The sequence below is a fragment of the Caballeronia concitans genome, assembly GCF_001544615.1.
In the GTDB taxonomy this organism is placed as follows: Bacteria; Pseudomonadota; Gammaproteobacteria; order Burkholderiales; family Burkholderiaceae; genus Caballeronia; species Caballeronia concitans.
The window spans coordinates 80,189-95,774 of sequence record NZ_FCNV02000006.1 but is presented as its reverse complement, the minus strand read 5'-3'; the positions used below and the strand labels follow the sequence as shown (position 1 = coordinate 95,774).

Below are 15,586 nucleotides of genomic sequence, written 5' to 3'. Positions count from 1 at the left end.
GCGCGGTCCGTCGCAACCGGCAACCGCGCGTTTTAATCGAATCCCAAGTTACTGGCTGGCGCTCGTCGCCGCCATGCGCGCCTTTACCGCCTCGCCGAGCTGATACACCGCGAGCGCATAAAAGAAGCTGCGGTTATAGCGCGTCAGCACGTAGAAGTTCTTGGTCCCGAGCGTGTATTCGGTCGCGCGGCCGGGCGTCGGCAGATCGACGACAGTGAGCGGCGTCGCCGCTTCAGCCGCGATATCCAGCCCCGGCTCGGCCATCAGCATGCCGGCCTTCGTCAACTGGGCGAGCGACCAGTGCGGCTCCGCCTGACCATCGGCGGCGGCTTGCGCGATGCCCTGGCTGCCTTCGTCGCCCGCAATGCGCCACACGACCGGACGGCCCGGTTCCCAGCCGTTCTGCTTCAGATAATTCGCGACGCTGCCGATTGCATCGGCCTGGCTCGTGCGCAGATCGATGCGCCCGTTGCCGTCGAAATCCACCGCGTACTGCACGATGCTGCTCGGCAGGAACTGCGGAATGCCGATCGCGCCGGTGTACGAGCCGAGCACGCTCGACGGATCGATCTGCGAATCGCGCGTCCAGACCAGCAGGTCTTCGAGATTCTTGCGGAACGTCGCCTGACGCTCGAGGCGGTTCGGCGTGTTCGGGTAATCGAACGTGAGCGTGGTCAGCGCATCGAGCGCGCGGAAGTTGCCCATGTATCGGCCGTAGATGGTCTCCACGCCGATGATCCCGACGATCACCTCCGGCGGGACGCCGAACTGCGCCGACGCGCGCTGCAGCGTCGCCTGATTCGCTCGCCAGAACTTCACGCCCGCGTCGATGCGCACCGGCTCGATGAAGCGCGACTGATACACGCGCCAGTTCTTCGTCGACGGCGTCGGCGACGGCAGCACCAGTTTCACGGCCGTCGCGGAGTAGCTCACGCGATTGAAGAGATCGTGCAGCTTCGCGGAATCGAAGTCGTAGCGCGCGACCATGTCGTTGATGAACGCTTCGACATTCGGGTTGTTCGCGTAACGCTGCGGCACGATCTCTTCTTCGAACACTTGCCCTTGCTGCGTCGCGTTTTGCGGCTGCTGGGACTGCGCCACGGCGCTGGTGCCGGACATGACGCCGATTGCGCAGAAGAGGGAAGCGATGAACGCGCGCGTCAGCGGCCTGAAGGTGGAGTCGAGCGGGGCAAACTGAAAAGTCATAGTGTGCGTGATGAGGCGATAGGGGGCGATGCCGGATAGTCGAGCGCGCTTTCTTCGACGCGCCGCCGTTCCCGATGCAACGATTCTCGACCGGACGCAACGTCCTGCAACATGCCGTCGATCATGGGCCGGCCTGCCGAGGCGTCGGGGCAGTATAACCGACGCCCCATGCGCGCAAGCCCGATGCCCGCCCGGAAGCAGCGGTTCGGAACGGTGTGGTAACTTAACGCCAAAGACGCGGCGCGGGAATCGCGTATGACGAAAAAACACGAGACGAGAGCCGACGACAACGGCACTGCGAGACATCATGGCCACCGGCTTCTATACCCATCCCGACTGCCTGCAGCATGACAACGGCCAGTGGCATCCCGAGTGCCCGGCGCGGCTGCAGGCGATCGAAGACCAGCTCATCGCGAGCCGCATCGATTCCCTGATCGAGCGCGAAGAAGCGCCGCTCGCCGAGGAGAACGATCTCGCGCGCGTGCATACGCAGGCGCACATCGATTACATCAAGAGCCGGACGCCGGAGCACGGGCGCAGCGAGCTGGACCCGGATACATCGATGTGCCCGGCGTCGTATCGCGCGGCGCTGCGGGCGGCGGGCGCGGCGATCGCGGCCACCGATGCGGTCATCGAAGGGCGTTACGACAACGCGTTCTGCAGCGTGCGTCCGCCCGGTCATCACGCGGAGCCCGCGCGCGCGATGGGCTTCTGCCTCTTCAACAACGTCGCCATTGCGGCGCGTCATGCGCTCGAAGTGCATGGCCTGCAGCGCGTCGCGGTGATCGATTTCGACGTGCATCACGGCAACGGCACCGAAGCCGCCTTCACCGGCGACTCGCGCGTGCTGATGTGCAGCTTCTTCCAGCATCCGTTCTATCCGTTCAGCGGCGCCGACAGCCACGCGCCGAACATGGTGAACGTGCCGCTGCCCGCGCGCACGAAAGGCATGGCGGTGCGCGAGGTGGTCGATCTGATGTGGCTGCCGCGTCTGAACGAGTTCAAGCCGCAGATGATCTTCGTCTCGGCCGGCTTCGACGCGCATCGCGAGGACGATCTCGGCAACATGGGCCTCGTCGAAGACGACTACGCGTGGATCACCGACCAGATTCGCGCGGTGGCGAACCGGCATGCGCAGGGGCGCATCGTGAGTTGTCTGGAAGGCGGATACAACCTGTCGGCGCTCGGGCGCAGCGTGGTCGCGCACTTGCGCTCGCTCGCGGAAATCTAGACCGGGCGGCTGCGCGCATAGTCCGCGCGCACCGTCGTCCAGTCGATGATCGCGCGGATCACGCGGTCGCGGTCGAGATCGTTCAGCGTCTCGTGATAGCTGCCTTCGTAGATCGCGAGCGTCGCGTCGGTCGAGCCGGCGTTGGCTTCGAATTCGCGTGTGCCCGCCGGATCGCAGATAGCGTCGGCGGCGCCGTGGAAGATCAGATACGGCAGCTCGATCTCGCCGCGCTTCGCCGCAATGCGCTCCATCGCGGCAAGAATCTGCGCGGTGGTGCGTGCGGTAATCGGCCCGTGATGCACGAGCGGATCGCGCCGATACGCCTCCACGACGCCGGGCGCACGCGAAAGCAACGCGGGATCGATCTTGAACGCGCGCCAGCGCGGCAGCAGCGTCCCGACGATCCGGCTCAGCTTCGCTTTCCAGCGCGGCATTTCCTTGCCGGGCACGAGCGCCGGACTCGACAGAATCAGTCCCGCGAGTTTGCGCGTCTGCGCGCGTTCGGCGGCGTGCAAGGCGGCGATCGTCCCGCCCATGCTGTGGCCCATCAGGAAGAGCGGCGTATCGGTGGGCGGCGTGGCGGCGCACGCTTCGAGCAGCACGTCGGCATCGCTCAGATAGTCGTTGAAGACGCGCACATACGCGCGCTCGCCCGTCGACTTGCCGTGTCCGCGCAAATCGAGCGCGATCACTTCGATGCCCGCCGCGTTCAGCGCCAGCGCGAGCGCGTCGTATCGGCCGCCGTGCTCGCCGAGTCCGTGCAGCAGCGCGATACGCGCCCGCAGTTCGGTCGGCGGCGCAGGCTGCCAGCGATGCAGAAAGAGTTCGACGCCTTGCCGTGTCGTGATGCTGCTCGTCGAATAAACGTTCCGTGCCATGAGCCTTTAAATATCCCGCAGTAATTAGTCGATCGGAATTCATTATTAAACAGAATGATGGCCGTCCTGTAAAATTGCGCTTCTCATAAAACAGCAGAAAAACCAGCGGCGGCCGGCTGCGCGGGTGTCTCCACCCGGCGAAGCCTTCCGCCGTTTGCATTTTCATGACCGGCGCATGATCGAAATTCGTAATCTCTCGCAGCGCTTCGCGGGACCCCGAGGCTGGGTCGAAGCGCTGCATAACGTCAATCTGGCGATTCCCGCCGGCGAAATCTTCGGCATCATCGGGCGCAGCGGGGCGGGCAAGAGCACGCTGGTCCGCACGATCAACCTGCTCACGCGTCCGAGCGAAGGCAATGTCGTCGTCGATGGACGTGATCTCACGACGCTCGGCAAGGACGATTTGCGCGCCGCGCGCCGCGACATCGGCATGATCTTTCAGCACTTCAATCTGCTGTCGTCGCGAACGGTGTTCGGCAACGTCGCGCTGCCGCTGGAACTCGCGGGCAAGAATCGCGCGGAAATCGAAGAGACCGTTCTGCCGCTGCTCGATCTCGTCGGCCTCACCCAGCACAAGGACAAATATCCGGCGCAAATCAGCGGCGGCCAGAAGCAGCGCGTGGGCATCGCGCGGGCGCTCGCGAGCACGCCGAGCGTGCTGCTCTCCGACGAAGCCACGTCCGCGCTCGATCCCGAAACCACGCGCGCCATCCTCGATTTGCTGCGTAAGATCAATCGCGAGCTGGGTTTGACGATCGTGCTCATCACGCATCAGATGGAAGTGATCAAGCAGGTCTGCGATCGCGTCGCGGTGCTCGATGCCGGGCGCGTCGTCGAAGAAGGCAAGGTCGTCGATGTGTTCATGCAGCCGCGTCACGAAGTCACACGCGCGCTGATCGGCGATGTCATCGCGCACGAGTTGCCGCCTGCATTGAAGGCGCGCGTCGCGGAACGTCTTTCGACCGGCAGCGGTCATTTGCTGCGGCTCGCGTTCACGGGCTCGGGCGTCGATCAGCCGATTCTCTCGGAAACGATCCGCCGCTACGAACTCGATTTCAACATCCTGCATGGCCAGATCGACGAGATTCAGGGCCAGGCGTTCGGCTCGCTCGCGGTGCTCGCGGGCGGACAGCCGGTGAAGGTCGCCGAGGCGATCGCTTATTTGCGCACGCAAGGCGTCGTGGTGGAGGAGCTTTCCCATGTTGAGTGAAATGTTCGACATGTTCGTGCAGTCGTCCTGGGAAACGCTGATCATGGTCGGCATCTCGGGGCTCATCGGCGCGGCGCTCGGCTTGCCGCTCGGCGTGCTGCTTTATCTGACCGATCGCGACGGCGTGCTGCAGAACGTGGGCGTGAATCGCGTGCTCGGCGGCATCGTCAACGCGGTGCGCTCGACGCCGTTCATCATCCTGCTCGTCGCGGTGATTCCATTCACGCGGCTCGTCGTCGGATCGTCGATCGGCACGGCGGCGGCGGTCGTCCCGCTGACCATCGCTGCGGCGCCGTTCATCGCGCGTCTCGTCGAAACGGCGCTGCGCGAAGTGGACCGCGGCCTCATCGAAGCCGCTCAGGCGATGGGCGCGACCACGAGCCAGATCGTGTTCAAGGTGCTGTTGCCGGAATCGCTGCCGGGCGTCGTCGCGGGGTTGACGATCACGTTCGTGTCGCTCGTCGGCTATTCGGCGATGGCGGGCGCGATCGGCGGCGGCGGCCTGGGCGATCTGGGCATCCGCTACGGCTATCAGCGCTTCCTGCCCGAAGTGATGCTGACGGTCGTCGTGATCCTGATCGTCTTCGTGCAGCTCGTGCAGTCGTTCGGCGACTGGCTCGTGCGCCGTCTGAGTCATAAATAAAACCATCGAAAGGAAAGGTCAGCAGATGCAACGTCGATTCATTCTGAAGTTCGCAGCCGCCCTGGGCGCGGCGTCGCTGTTCGGCGCGGCTCATGCCGATGACAACGCCATCAAGGTCGGCGTGACGGGCGGCCCGCACGCGCAGGTCATGGAAGTGGTGAAGCAGGTCGCCGCGAAGAACGGGCTGAAGATCACCGTCATCGAGTTCTCGGACTACGTGCAGCCGAACGCCGCGCTGGCCGCCGGCGATCTCGACGCGAACAGCTATCAGCATCAGCCGTATCTCGACGCGCAAGTGAAGGATCGCGGCTACAAGCTCATCAAGGTGGCCGATACCGTCACGTTCCCGATGGGCATCTATTCGAAGAAGCTCAAGTCGCTCTCCGAATTGCAGAACGGCGCGCGCATCGCGGTGCCGAACGATCCGACCAACGGCGGCCGCGCCTTGCTGCTGCTCCAAAAGCAGGGCTTGCTGAAGCTGCGCGCGGACGCCGGACTGAAGGCGACGCCGCTCGATATCGTCGAGAATCCGAAGAAGCTGAAGATCGTGGAACTGGACGCGGCGCAGATTCCGCGCTCGCTCGCCGACGTCGATGCCGCCGCCATCAACACGAACTTCGCGATGGAAGCGGGCCTCAAGCCGAAGTCGGACGCGATCGCCATCGAAGATCCGCACGGCCCGTACGCGAACATCATCGCGATCCGCGCCGCCGACAAGAACAAGCCGTGGGTCGGCAAGCTCGTCGCCGCGTATCACTCGGCGGAAGTGAAGCAGTTCATCGAAGGCAAGTACGCGGGCGCGGTCATCACGGCGTGGTAATCGCGGCGACGGCTGTTGGGGTTTTTTGGGATTGAAATCGAACGGTCGTTCTTTTACATTGGGCGCAAGCTCGATTCAATCCCAATCTATTGCACGCTAACCCGGCCCACCCGTTTAAGGGGGGAAACGGCAGACGCGCCGCTCGTATAATGAGCCTGGGTTGACGTAATCGTAACTTTGGAGCGTGTGCATGAAAATTCTGGTGCCAGTCAAGCGCGTGGTCGACTACAACGTGAAGGTCCGCGTGAAGTCGGACAACACGGGCGTCGATATCGCCAACGTGAAGATGTCGATGAACCCGTTCGATGAAATCGCCGTGGAAGAGGCGGTTCGTCTGAAGGAAGCAGGCGTGGCGACCGAAGTGATCGCCGTGTCGTGCGGCGTGACGCAATCGCAGGAAACGCTGCGTATGGCGCTCGCGATCGGTGCGGACCGCGCGATTCTCGTCGAGTCGAACGAAGATTTGCAGCCGCTCGCCGTCGCGAAGATTTTGAAGGCGCTGGTCGATCAGGAGAAGCCTGAGCTGGTGATCCTCGGCAAGCAGGCTATCGACGATGATTCGAATCAAACCGGTCAGATGCTTGCCGCGCTGGCGGGTCTGCCGCAAGCGACGTTCGCATCGAAGGTGACGGTCGCGGATGGCAAGGCCACCGTATCGCGTGAAGTGGATGGCGGCGCGGAAACGCTGTCGCTGAAGCTGCCCGCAGTTGTCACGACGGATCTGCGTCTGAACGAGCCGCGTTATGTGACGCTGCCGAACATCATGAAGGCGAAGAAGAAGCCGCTGACTACGGTGAAGCCTGTCGATCTCGGCGTCGATGTGACGCCGCGTCTGAAGACGCTGAAGGTCGTCGAGCCGCCGAAGCGCAGCGCGGGCGTCACGGTGCCCGACGTCAGCACGCTGGTCCAGAAGTTGAAGAACGAAGCAAAGGTGATCTGATGACGACTCTCGTAATCGCGGAACACGACAATGCGTCGATCAAATCGGCGACGCTGAACACGGTCGCGGCAGCGGCCAAGATGGGCGGCGATGTGCACGTGCTCGTCGCAGGTTCGAACGCGCAAGGCGCGGCGGATGCAGCCGCGAAGATCGCGGGCGTTTCCAAGGTGCTGCTCGCCGATGCGCCTCAACTCGCCGAAGGGCTTGCCGAGAACGTCGAAGCGACGGTGCTGAACATCGCGAAGGATTATTCGCATATCGTCGCGCCGGCCACGGCTTACGGCAAGAACGTTGCGCCGCGCATCGCGGCACATCTCGATGTCGCGCAGATCAGCGACATCACCGCCGTCGTCAGCGCCGATACCTTCGAGCGTCCGATCTACGCGGGCAACGCAATCGCGACGGTTCAATCGAGCGATCCGATCAAGGTCATCACCGTACGCGGCACCGGCTTCGATGCGGTCGCGGCGGAAGGCGGCAATGCGTCGGTGGAGAAGATCGAAGCCGCGGCGGATGCGGGCATCTCGTCGTTCGTGTCGCGCGAAGTGACGAAGCTGGATCGGCCTGAGCTGACGAGCGCGCACATCATCGTGTCGGGCGGCCGTGGGCTGGGCAGCGGCGAGAACTACACGCAAGTGCTCGAACCGCTCGCGGACAAGCTCGGCGCGGCGCTGGGCGCATCGCGTGCGGCGGTCGATGCGGGTTATGTCCCGAACGATTATCAAGTCGGTCAGACGGGCAAGATCGTCGCGCCGCAACTGTATGTCGCGGTCGGCATTTCGGGCGCGATTCAACACCTGGCGGGCATGAAGGACAGCAAGGTCATCGTCGCGATCAACAAGGACGCCGAAGCGCCGATCTTCAGCGTGGCCGATTACGGCCTCGTCGGCGATCTGTTCGCGGTCGTGCCGGAGCTGGTCAAAGAGCTCGGCTGAGCGCGCGCGGCGTGAGCCGCTGCACGCAGGAGCGAAGGGCGCGACGACCGTTGCGCCCTTTTTTGTATCCGCTGGACGAGAAAAGCATTGCACATGGAGGAGACACGACAATGAGCTACCGCGCCCCGATCAAGGACATGCTGTTCGTCATGAGGGAACTGGCTGACCTGGACAGCATTGCCACGCTGCCCGGTTTCGAAGACGGCAACCTCGATACCGCGCAGGCCGTCGTCGAGGAAGCCGCGCGTTTCTCCGGCGAAGTGGTCGCGCCGCTGAACGTCGTGGGCGACCGCGATCCGAGCGCATGGTCGAACGGCGAAGTGCGGACGACGCCCGGCTTCAAGGACGCGTTCCGTCAGTTCGGGGAAGGCGGCTGGCAAGGCGTCGTGCATCCGTCCGAGTTCGGCGGACAGAATCTGCCGAAGCTGATCGCGACCGCGTGCATCGAAATGCTGAACTCCGCGAATCTCTCGTTCGCGCTGTGTCCGCTCTTGACGGACGGCGCGATCGAAGCGCTGCTCACCGCCGGCACCGACGAGCAGAAGGCGCGCTATCTGCCGAAGTTCATCGCGGGCGAATGGACCGGCACGATGAATCTCACCGAGCCGCAAGCCGGCTCCGATCTCTCGCTGGTGCGCACGCGCGCCGAGCCGCAAGGCGATGGCACGTACAAGCTCTTCGGCACGAAGATCTTCATCACATACGGCGAGCACGACATGGCGGAGAACATCGTGCACCTCGTGCTCGCGCGCACGCCCGACGCGCCCGAAGGCGTGAAAGGCATATCGCTTTTCATCGTGCCGAAGTTTCTCGTCAACGACGACGGCTCGCTCGGCGCGCGCAACGACGTGCATTGCGTCTCGATCGAGCACAAGCTCGGCATCAAGGCGAGCCCGACTGCGGTCCTGCAATTCGGCGATCACGGCGGTGCAACCGGCCATCTGGTCGGCGAGGAAAATCGCGGGCTCGAATACATGTTCATCATGATGAACGCGGCGCGCTTTGCAGTCGGCATGCAGGGCGTGGGCGTGTCGGAGCGCGCGTATCAGCATGCGGTCGCGTACGCGAAAGAGCGCGTGCAAAGTCGTCCCGTCGATGGCAGCGCGAAGGAAGCGGCGACGATCATTCATCATCCCGACGTGCGCCGCATGCTCGCAACGATGCGCGCGTACACCGAAGGCGCGCGTGCGCTCGCGTATGTCGCGGCCGCGCACAGCGATATCGCGCATGCGCATCCGGACGAGGCACAGCGCAAGAAGCATCAGGCGGTCTACGAATTTCTCGTGCCGATCATCAAAGGCTTCAGCACGGAAATGTCCGTCGATGTCGCGAGCATCGGCGTGCAGGTTCACGGCGGCATGGGATTCATCGAAGAGACAGGCGCCGCGCAGTATTACCGCGATGCGCGCATTCTTCCGATCTACGAAGGCACGACCGCGATTCAGGCGAACGATCTGATCGGCCGAAAGACCGTGCGCGACGGCGGCGCGACCGCGCAACTGCTGCTCGCGCAGATCGATCAGACCATCGCGGCGCTCTCCGATGTCGAAGGCCAGCCGTTCAAGTCGATGCATCGTCACTTGAGCGCGGGCAGCCTGTCGCTCGGGCGGTCGATCGAATTCATCGTCGCGAAAGTGAAGAGCGATCCGAACGCGGTGTTTCTCGGCAGCGTGCCGTATCTGCGGCTCGCGGGCATCGTGCTGTGCGGATGGCAAATGGCGCGCGCGATGCTCGTCTCGCACACGCGGCGCGCGGAAGACGAGCCGTTCCATTCGGCGAAAATCGCGACGGCGCAGTTCTACGCGGAGCACATTCTGTCGCTCGCGCCGGGGCTCGAAGCGGCGATCGTCAGCGCGAACGGCAGCGAAGGCGTGCTCGCGCTGAGCGAAGATCAGTTCTAGAAAAGACAACGGCGCCTTCAGTCTCGAAGGCGCCGTTTTTTGTCGAATTCAACTCGACGATCAGACTTCCGCGTAAGCCGGACGCGTATTCCTGCCGATATCGCCCGTATAGCGATGCACCGACAAGTCGTCCGAACGGATGGCCGGCTGCCTGCCCGACATCAGATCGGCGAGCAACTGGCCCGAGCCGCAGGACATCGTCCAGCCGAGCGTGCCGTGACCCGTGTTCAGGAACAGATTCGGCACCGGCGTGCGGCCGACGATCGGCGTGCCGTCCGGCGTCATCGGGCGCAGGCCCGTCCAGAATCTCGCACTCGCCGTGTCGCCGCCGCCGGGGAACAGGTCGTTCACGCACATTTCGAGCGTCTCGCGGCGCGCCTGCTTCAGCGTCTTGTCATAACCGACGATTTCCGCCATGCCGCCCACACGGATGCGGTCGTCGAAGCGCGTGATCGCGATCTTGTACGTCTCGTCGAGCACCGTGGAAACCGGCGCGCGGTTCGCGTCGACGATCGGCGCGGTGATCGAATAGCCCTTCAGCGGATAAACCGGAATCTTGACGAGATCGCCCAGCAGCTTCGGCGAATACGAGCCGAGCGCGACGACATACGAATCGCCCGTCACGAGTTCCGCGCCGCATTTCACGCCCGCGATCCGGCCGTTGTTGACGGCGAGGGCATCGATCGGCGTGTTGTAGCGAAACTTGACGCCGAGCGCTTCGGCCATCGCGGCCAGGCGCGTGGTGAACATCTGGCAGTCGCCGGTCTCGTCGTTCGGTAGACGCAGCCCGCCCGTCAGCTTGTGCGACACGGCGGCGAGCGCCGGCTCCGCCTTCGCCAGTTCCGCCGACGACAGCAGCTCGAACGGCACCTTCGCGTCCTTCAACACTTCGATGTCCTTCGCCGCGCCATCCAGTTGTTGTTGCGTGCGGAAAAGCTGCAGCGTGCCGCCCGTGCGGCCTTCGTACTGAATGCCGGTGTCGGCGCGCAGCGCCTGCAGGCAGTCGCGGCTGTATTCGGCGAGCCGCACCATGCGGCCCTTGTTCACCGTGTAGCGCTCCTGCGTGCAGTTGCGCAGCATTTGCCACATCCACTGAAGCTGATTCACCGTGCCGTCGAGACGAATGGCGAGCGGCGCGTGCTTCTCGAACATCCACTTGACGGCCTTCAGCGGCACGCCCGGCGCGGCCCACGGCGACGCGTATCCCGGTGAAATCTGTCCCGCGTTGGCGAAGCTCGTTTCGAGCGCGGGGCCGGCTTCGCGGTCGATGACCGTGACTTCGTGTCCGGCGCGAGCCAGATAGTACGCACTCGTCACGCCGACGACGCCGCTTCCGAGAATAACGATACGCATGAGATCTCCGTTTCTTCGATGGACGGGACACGGCAGCCGATGTGGTCTGCGACAGATTGTCCGTCTAGTGTTATCGCCTATAATATTGATTGAGAGCCAGTTTTAGTTATCGTATTTGGCGGATTTTCAGGAATAACACATGAGAACGCAGCGAAATCCGGTCCGGGCGCTCGACAAGCTCGATCACAAGATCCTGAACATTCTTCAGCAGGACGGACGCATTGCTATGAAGGATCTGGCGGAGCGCGTCGGGCTGTCGGTGACGCCGTGCATCGAGCGCGTGAAGCGCATGGAGCGCGATGGTGTCATCACCGGGTATTACGCGCGCGTGAACCCCACGCATCTCGGCGCGGCGCTGCTCGTTTTCGTCGAGATCACGCTGGATCACAAGAGCGGCAACATGTTCGAGCAGTTCCGGCGCGAAGTGCAGCGCATCCCGGAAGTGCTCGAATGCCACCTCGTTTCGGGCGACTTCGACTATCTGATCAAGGCGCGCATCGGTGAAATGGCGGATTATCGGAAGTTGCTCGGGGACATCCTTCTGCAATTGCCGGGCGCGGTGCAATCGAAAAGCTACGTGGTGATGGAAGAGATCAAGGAGACGCTGACCATCCCCGTCGAAGTGTGAAATTTTCGCTTGCGGTGACGTGGCGATACTGTATATTTATACAGGTATATCGACGAACGCACTCACCGCAATGCCCACGCCGGACCGCGAATTTCCTGTTGCTCCGCCTGCGCCGCTCAAGGGGCGCGGCGCGGTCACGAACATGCAGGGGCGGTATGAGAAGGACGCGCGCGAATCCGTCGATGACGGCTGGACGCACGAAACAGCCGACGACGACGGCGCGCCCGTTTTGCGCACGCAGGTGTTCGAAGAGCGCGCCAAGAGCATTCTTACGCGCAACAACTCGCCGGATATTCCGTTCACCGTTTCGCTGAATCCGTATCGCGGTTGCGAGCACGGCTGCATCTATTGCTTCGCCCGGCCGACGCATAGTTACCTCGGGCTATCGCCCGGGCTCGATTTCGAAAGTCGCATCTACGCGAAGATCAATGCCGGTGAGCTGCTCGAACGCGAGCTTGCCAAGCCGAACTATCAACCCGATCCCATCGCGCTGGGCGTCAACACCGACGCTTACCAGCCGGTCGAGCGCGACCTGAAGCTGACGCGCCGCGTGATCGAAGTGCTGCACGACTGCGGGCATCCGTTCGCGGCGATCACGAAGTCGTCGCTGATCGAGCGCGATATCGATCTGCTCGCGCCGATGGCCGAGCGCGGGCAGTTCATGGCGGCAATCACCGTCACCACGCTCGACGCCGACATCGCGCGCACGCTCGAGCCGCGCGCGGCCACGCCGTCGCGCCGGCTGCGCACCATCCGCACGCTCGCCGAGGCGGGCATTCCGGTGGGCGTGAGCATCGCGCCGGTCATTCCGTTCGTGACCGAGCCGGATCTCGAGCGCGTGCTCGAAGCGTGCGCGGAGGCGGGCGCGACGACGGCGAGCTATATCGTGCTGCGCCTGCCGTGGGAAGTGGCGCCGCTTTTCAAGGACTGGCTGACCGCGCATTTCGCCGGGCGGGCGGATCGCGTGATGAGCCGCGTGCGCGACATGCGCGGCGGCAAGGACTACGACTCCGATTTCGCCACGCGCATGAAGGGCGAGGGCTTATGGGCCGACATGCTGAAGCAGCGCTTCCATCAGGCGACCAAGCGGCTCGGGCTAAATCAGCGCAATCGCGGCATTCTGGACATGTCGGATTTCAAGCGGCCGGCGATCGTTAAAATGCCACCAAAAACTGGGCAGCTCGACTTGTTCTGAAGCCGTCGATTACTGCGACAGTGTCTTCGCAGCCTCGACCTGGCCTTCGAAGTAAGTCTGGAACGTCAGCGCCAGTCCGGTCATGAGCAGAAACGCGCCGATCAGCAGTGAGAAGATCACGACGAAAATGACGGTCCACCCGGAATCGCTCTGACGATTCGTGTGCGCGTTGAACTGCGCGTCCCACTTCGCGTCGGGGCGCAGGCCGTAGACGATCGCCGACAGAAACGCCGCCAGCAGCGAGATCGCGCCGGGCACCGCGAGCGCCCAGCCGAGCACCGACGTACGCTCGGTGGCCGCGAGCATCAGATAGCCGAACGCGCCCATCACAATGCCGACGATATGCGCCCAGCCGTACTTGTCGCGCAGACCATACAGATAGAAGCGGTGCAGACCGATGCTGCCGAAGAGAAACGCCAGCGCCGCGGTGAGCGTCTTCGAGCGAAAGTAAGTCGGGGTCGGCTTCGGGGCGGAATGCGCGGCGACGGACGGGGAAGTCATCAGCGAAAGCAGTATTAAAAGGTGAACATACGCGTGCGGACGCCGCGCAATCCGTCATTCTACGACGCAGGCGACAGCCGCAACAGAACGTCACATTGCGGCTTTCCGGGCGGCTGGGCGTCGGTCAAAAATCTTCCCAGACGCACGCTGCACGCGAAAAATGCGTTAAGTGTTTGTTCGCGCTTTGGTTTCCCGCTATAATCGCGTGTTCTGGTAGTTCCGAACCCCGGTTTTCAAGGATTTCAGCATGGTCATCATCCGTCTGGCTCGTGGCGGCTCGAAGAAGCGCCCGTTCTACAACATCGTCGCAACCGATTCGCGTAGCCGCCGTGACGGCCGCTTCATCGAGCGCGTGGGTTTCTACAACCCGGTCGCCACGAAGGGCGAGTCGCTGCGTATCGCTCAAGATCGCCTGAGCTACTGGCAAGGCGTTGGCGCGCAACTGTCGCCGACCGTCGAGCGTCTGGTCAAGCAGTCGCAGCAAGCTCAGCCGGCTGCCTAAGCTAGGCGTACTAAGTCGTCTGATCGATCGAAGCGATCCGTTCGCGCCGCAAGGCGCGGCTTGATCGCGTAGTCGTTCCAAATTTGCCCAAAGGTTCGCTGATGCCCGCGCGTGATCCCCAAAACGGCCGCGAAACCGGCGCCATCAGTCAACCGAAGCCGGGGCAACAGGAAGATGCCGCCACGTTTGGCGCGTTCGTCCGCAAGCCGGGCGCGCGCCGCGTGGCGGCCGGCGCTTCTGCCGCTGACAACGAAGAGCCCGCTGGCGGTATCGAGCCGGTCGAGCAGCTTCCGGAAGACGCGGTGGAAGTCGGTTTCATCGCGGATGCCTACGGCCTGAAAGGCTGGGTCAAGGTCATGCCGCATGCGAACGGCAAGTCGGGCGGCGACGCAATGCTGGCCGTGAAGCGCTGGTGGCTCGTCAAGAACCGCGATCGCAAGTCCGCGCGCTGCATGCAGTCGAAGGTGCACAGCGATTCGATCGTCGCGCGCCTCGCAGGCTGCGACGACCGCGACGCCGCGCTCGCGCTGAAGGGTCATACGGTGCATATCGCCCGTAGCGACTTTCCGAAGCTCGACGACGAAGACGAGTTCTACTGGGTCGATCTGATCGGCATGGAAGTCGAAAACGAGGCGGGCGTGGCGCTCGGCCGCGTTGCCGACATGATCGACAACGGCGCGCATTCCATCCTCCGGATCGAGTATCCGGGCGCGACGAAGGATGGCGAGCCTGTTACCGGCGAGCGGCTCATTCCGTTCGTCGGCGTGTATGTGAAGACGGTGGATCGGGCGGCGAAGCGCATCATCGTCGACTGGCACGCCGACTATTAATCCGGTGTTCGTTTCGGGCATCGGCAGAAAACGGAGAGGGCGATGCAGTTCGATGTCGTGACGCTCTTTCCCGAGATGTTTCGCGCGCTGACCGACTGGGGCATCACCAGCCGGGCGGTAAAGCAGGCGCGATTCGGCCTGCGCACGTGGAATCCGCGCGATTTCACCACGGACAACTACCGCACGGTGGACGATCGTCCGTACGGCGGCGGCCCCGGCATGGTGATGCTGGCGCGTCCGCTGGAAGACGCGATCGCGGCGGCGAAAGCCGCGCAGCGCGAGCAGGGCATCGAAGGCACGCGCGTCGTGATGATGTCGCCGCAAGGCGCGAAGCTCGACCACGATCGCGTCATGCGTTACTCGCAGGAACCCGGCCTCGTGCTGTTGTGCGGCCGCTATGAAGCGATCGACCAGCGTCTGATCGACCGCGTGGTGGACGAGGAAGTCAGTCTCGGCGACTTCGTGCTGTCGGGCGGCGAATTGCCCGCGATGGCGCTGATGGACGCCGTGGTGCGCCATCTGCCCGGCGTGTTGAACGACGCGCAATCGGCGGTGCAGGACAGTTTCGTCGACGTGTTGCTGGATTGTCCGCACTACACGCGGCCCGAGGAATACGAAGGCGTGCGCGTGCCGGATGTGCTGCTCGGCGGCCATCACAAGGAAATTGACGCCTGGCGCAGGCGCGAAGCATTACGCAATACCTTTTTCAAGCGGCCCGATCTGATCAAACGGGCGCGCGCAAGCAAGATGCTGAGCCGTGCCGACGAGGCGTGGCTCGCAGATCTCGCGAAGGAAGCGTCGAAGCGGCAGTAA

16 protein-coding genes are annotated in these 15,586 nt (G+C 63.6%); 12 read left to right on the top strand and 4 right to left on the bottom strand.

Translation table 11 applies throughout. The features are described from left to right. Positions 1 to 48 precede the first annotated feature (48 nt). Entirely contained in the window at positions 49 to 1,206 is a 1,158-nt protein-coding gene (gene mltB / locus AWB72_RS16095) for a lytic murein transglycosylase B (RefSeq protein ID WP_040051339.1), read from the bottom strand. Positions 1,207 to 1,513: 307 nt separating this feature from the next. On the opposite strand from mltB, the gene AWB72_RS16090 reads away from it, so the two are divergent. Then, positions 1,514 to 2,437, top strand: a complete 924-nt coding sequence (locus tag AWB72_RS16090; protein WP_087128248.1) for a histone deacetylase family protein — start codon at positions 1,514 to 1,516, stop codon at positions 2,435 to 2,437. Here the strand turns inward: AWB72_RS16090 and AWB72_RS16085 are convergent. Continuing rightward, on the bottom strand, positions 2,434 to 3,315 hold the full coding sequence (locus AWB72_RS16085) for an alpha/beta hydrolase (RefSeq protein ID WP_087128246.1): 882 nt from the start codon (positions 3,313 to 3,315) through the stop codon (positions 2,434 to 2,436). The genes AWB72_RS16090 and AWB72_RS16085 overlap by 4 nt on opposite strands. A gap of 175 nt (positions 3,316 to 3,490) precedes the next feature. On the opposite strand from AWB72_RS16085, the gene AWB72_RS16080 reads away from it, so the two are divergent. From AWB72_RS16080 to AWB72_RS16055, 6 genes are all read left to right on the top strand, one after another. After that, complete coding sequence (locus AWB72_RS16080) at positions 3,491 to 4,525, top strand: methionine ABC transporter ATP-binding protein (RefSeq protein WP_087128244.1); 1,035 nt, start codon at positions 3,491 to 3,493, stop codon at positions 4,523 to 4,525. Further along, positions 4,515 to 5,168, top strand: a complete 654-nt coding sequence (locus AWB72_RS16075; protein ID WP_087128243.1) for a methionine ABC transporter permease — start codon at positions 4,515 to 4,517, stop codon at positions 5,166 to 5,168. The genes AWB72_RS16080 and AWB72_RS16075 overlap by 11 nt, the downstream gene beginning before the upstream one ends. Positions 5,169 to 5,193: 25 nt before the next feature. Continuing rightward, on the top strand, positions 5,194 to 5,988 hold the full coding sequence (locus AWB72_RS16070; RefSeq protein ID WP_087128241.1) for a MetQ/NlpA family ABC transporter substrate-binding protein: 795 nt from the start codon (positions 5,194 to 5,196) through the stop codon (positions 5,986 to 5,988). Between the two features lie 190 nt (positions 5,989 to 6,178). Further along, positions 6,179 to 6,928, top strand: a complete 750-nt coding sequence (locus AWB72_RS16065; protein ID WP_087128240.1) for an electron transfer flavoprotein subunit beta/FixA family protein — start codon at positions 6,179 to 6,181, stop codon at positions 6,926 to 6,928. After that, entirely contained in the window at positions 6,928 to 7,863 is a 936-nt protein-coding gene (locus tag AWB72_RS16060; protein ID WP_087128239.1) for an electron transfer flavoprotein subunit alpha/FixB family protein, read from the top strand. The genes AWB72_RS16065 and AWB72_RS16060 overlap by 1 nt, the downstream gene beginning before the upstream one ends. Before the next feature lie 110 nt (positions 7,864 to 7,973). Further along, positions 7,974 to 9,764, top strand: a complete 1,791-nt coding sequence (locus AWB72_RS16055) for an acyl-CoA dehydrogenase (RefSeq protein ID WP_087128237.1) — start codon at positions 7,974 to 7,976, stop codon at positions 9,762 to 9,764. A gap of 60 nt (positions 9,765 to 9,824) precedes the next feature. Here AWB72_RS16055 and AWB72_RS16050 read toward each other — a convergent pair whose 3' ends face one another. Then, entirely contained in the window at positions 9,825 to 11,117 is a 1,293-nt protein-coding gene (locus tag AWB72_RS16050; protein WP_087128235.1) for a D-amino acid dehydrogenase, read from the bottom strand. Positions 11,118 to 11,256: 139 nt separating this feature from the next. On the opposite strand from AWB72_RS16050, the gene AWB72_RS16045 reads away from it, so the two are divergent. Beyond that, the gene (locus AWB72_RS16045) at positions 11,257 to 11,745 is read left to right on the top strand and encodes an Lrp/AsnC ligand binding domain-containing protein (RefSeq protein ID WP_087128234.1); all 489 of its coding nucleotides are present in this window, start codon (positions 11,257 to 11,259) and stop codon (positions 11,743 to 11,745) included. Positions 11,746 to 11,815: 70 nt separating this feature from the next. Next, the gene (locus AWB72_RS16040; RefSeq protein WP_087128232.1) at positions 11,816 to 12,940 is read left to right on the top strand and encodes a PA0069 family radical SAM protein; all 1,125 of its coding nucleotides are present in this window, start codon (positions 11,816 to 11,818) and stop codon (positions 12,938 to 12,940) included. 9 nt (positions 12,941 to 12,949) lie between these two features. Here the strand turns inward: AWB72_RS16040 and AWB72_RS16035 are convergent, their stop codons facing one another. Continuing rightward, a complete protein-coding gene (locus AWB72_RS16035; protein WP_087128230.1) occupies positions 12,950 to 13,441 on the bottom strand; it encodes a TM2 domain-containing protein in 492 nt (163 codons plus the stop codon). A 247-nt stretch (positions 13,442 to 13,688) separates the two neighbouring features. On the opposite strand from AWB72_RS16035, the gene rpsP reads away from it, so the two are divergent. The 3 genes from rpsP to trmD all read left to right on the top strand — a co-directional run bounded on the left by rpsP (position 13,689) and on the right by trmD (position 15,586). Then, a complete protein-coding gene (gene rpsP, locus AWB72_RS16030; protein WP_040051352.1) occupies positions 13,689 to 13,943 on the top strand; it encodes a 30S ribosomal protein S16 in 255 nt (84 codons plus the stop codon). Positions 13,944 to 14,044: 101 nt separating this feature from the next. Next, positions 14,045 to 14,773, top strand: coding sequence for a ribosome maturation factor RimM (gene rimM / locus AWB72_RS16025; RefSeq protein ID WP_087128229.1), 729 nt, complete (start codon positions 14,045 to 14,047; stop codon positions 14,771 to 14,773). Between the two features lie 42 nt (positions 14,774 to 14,815). Beyond that, on the top strand, positions 14,816 to 15,586 hold the full coding sequence (gene trmD, locus AWB72_RS16020) for a tRNA (guanosine(37)-N1)-methyltransferase TrmD (RefSeq protein WP_040051353.1): 771 nt from the start codon (positions 14,816 to 14,818) through the stop codon (positions 15,584 to 15,586).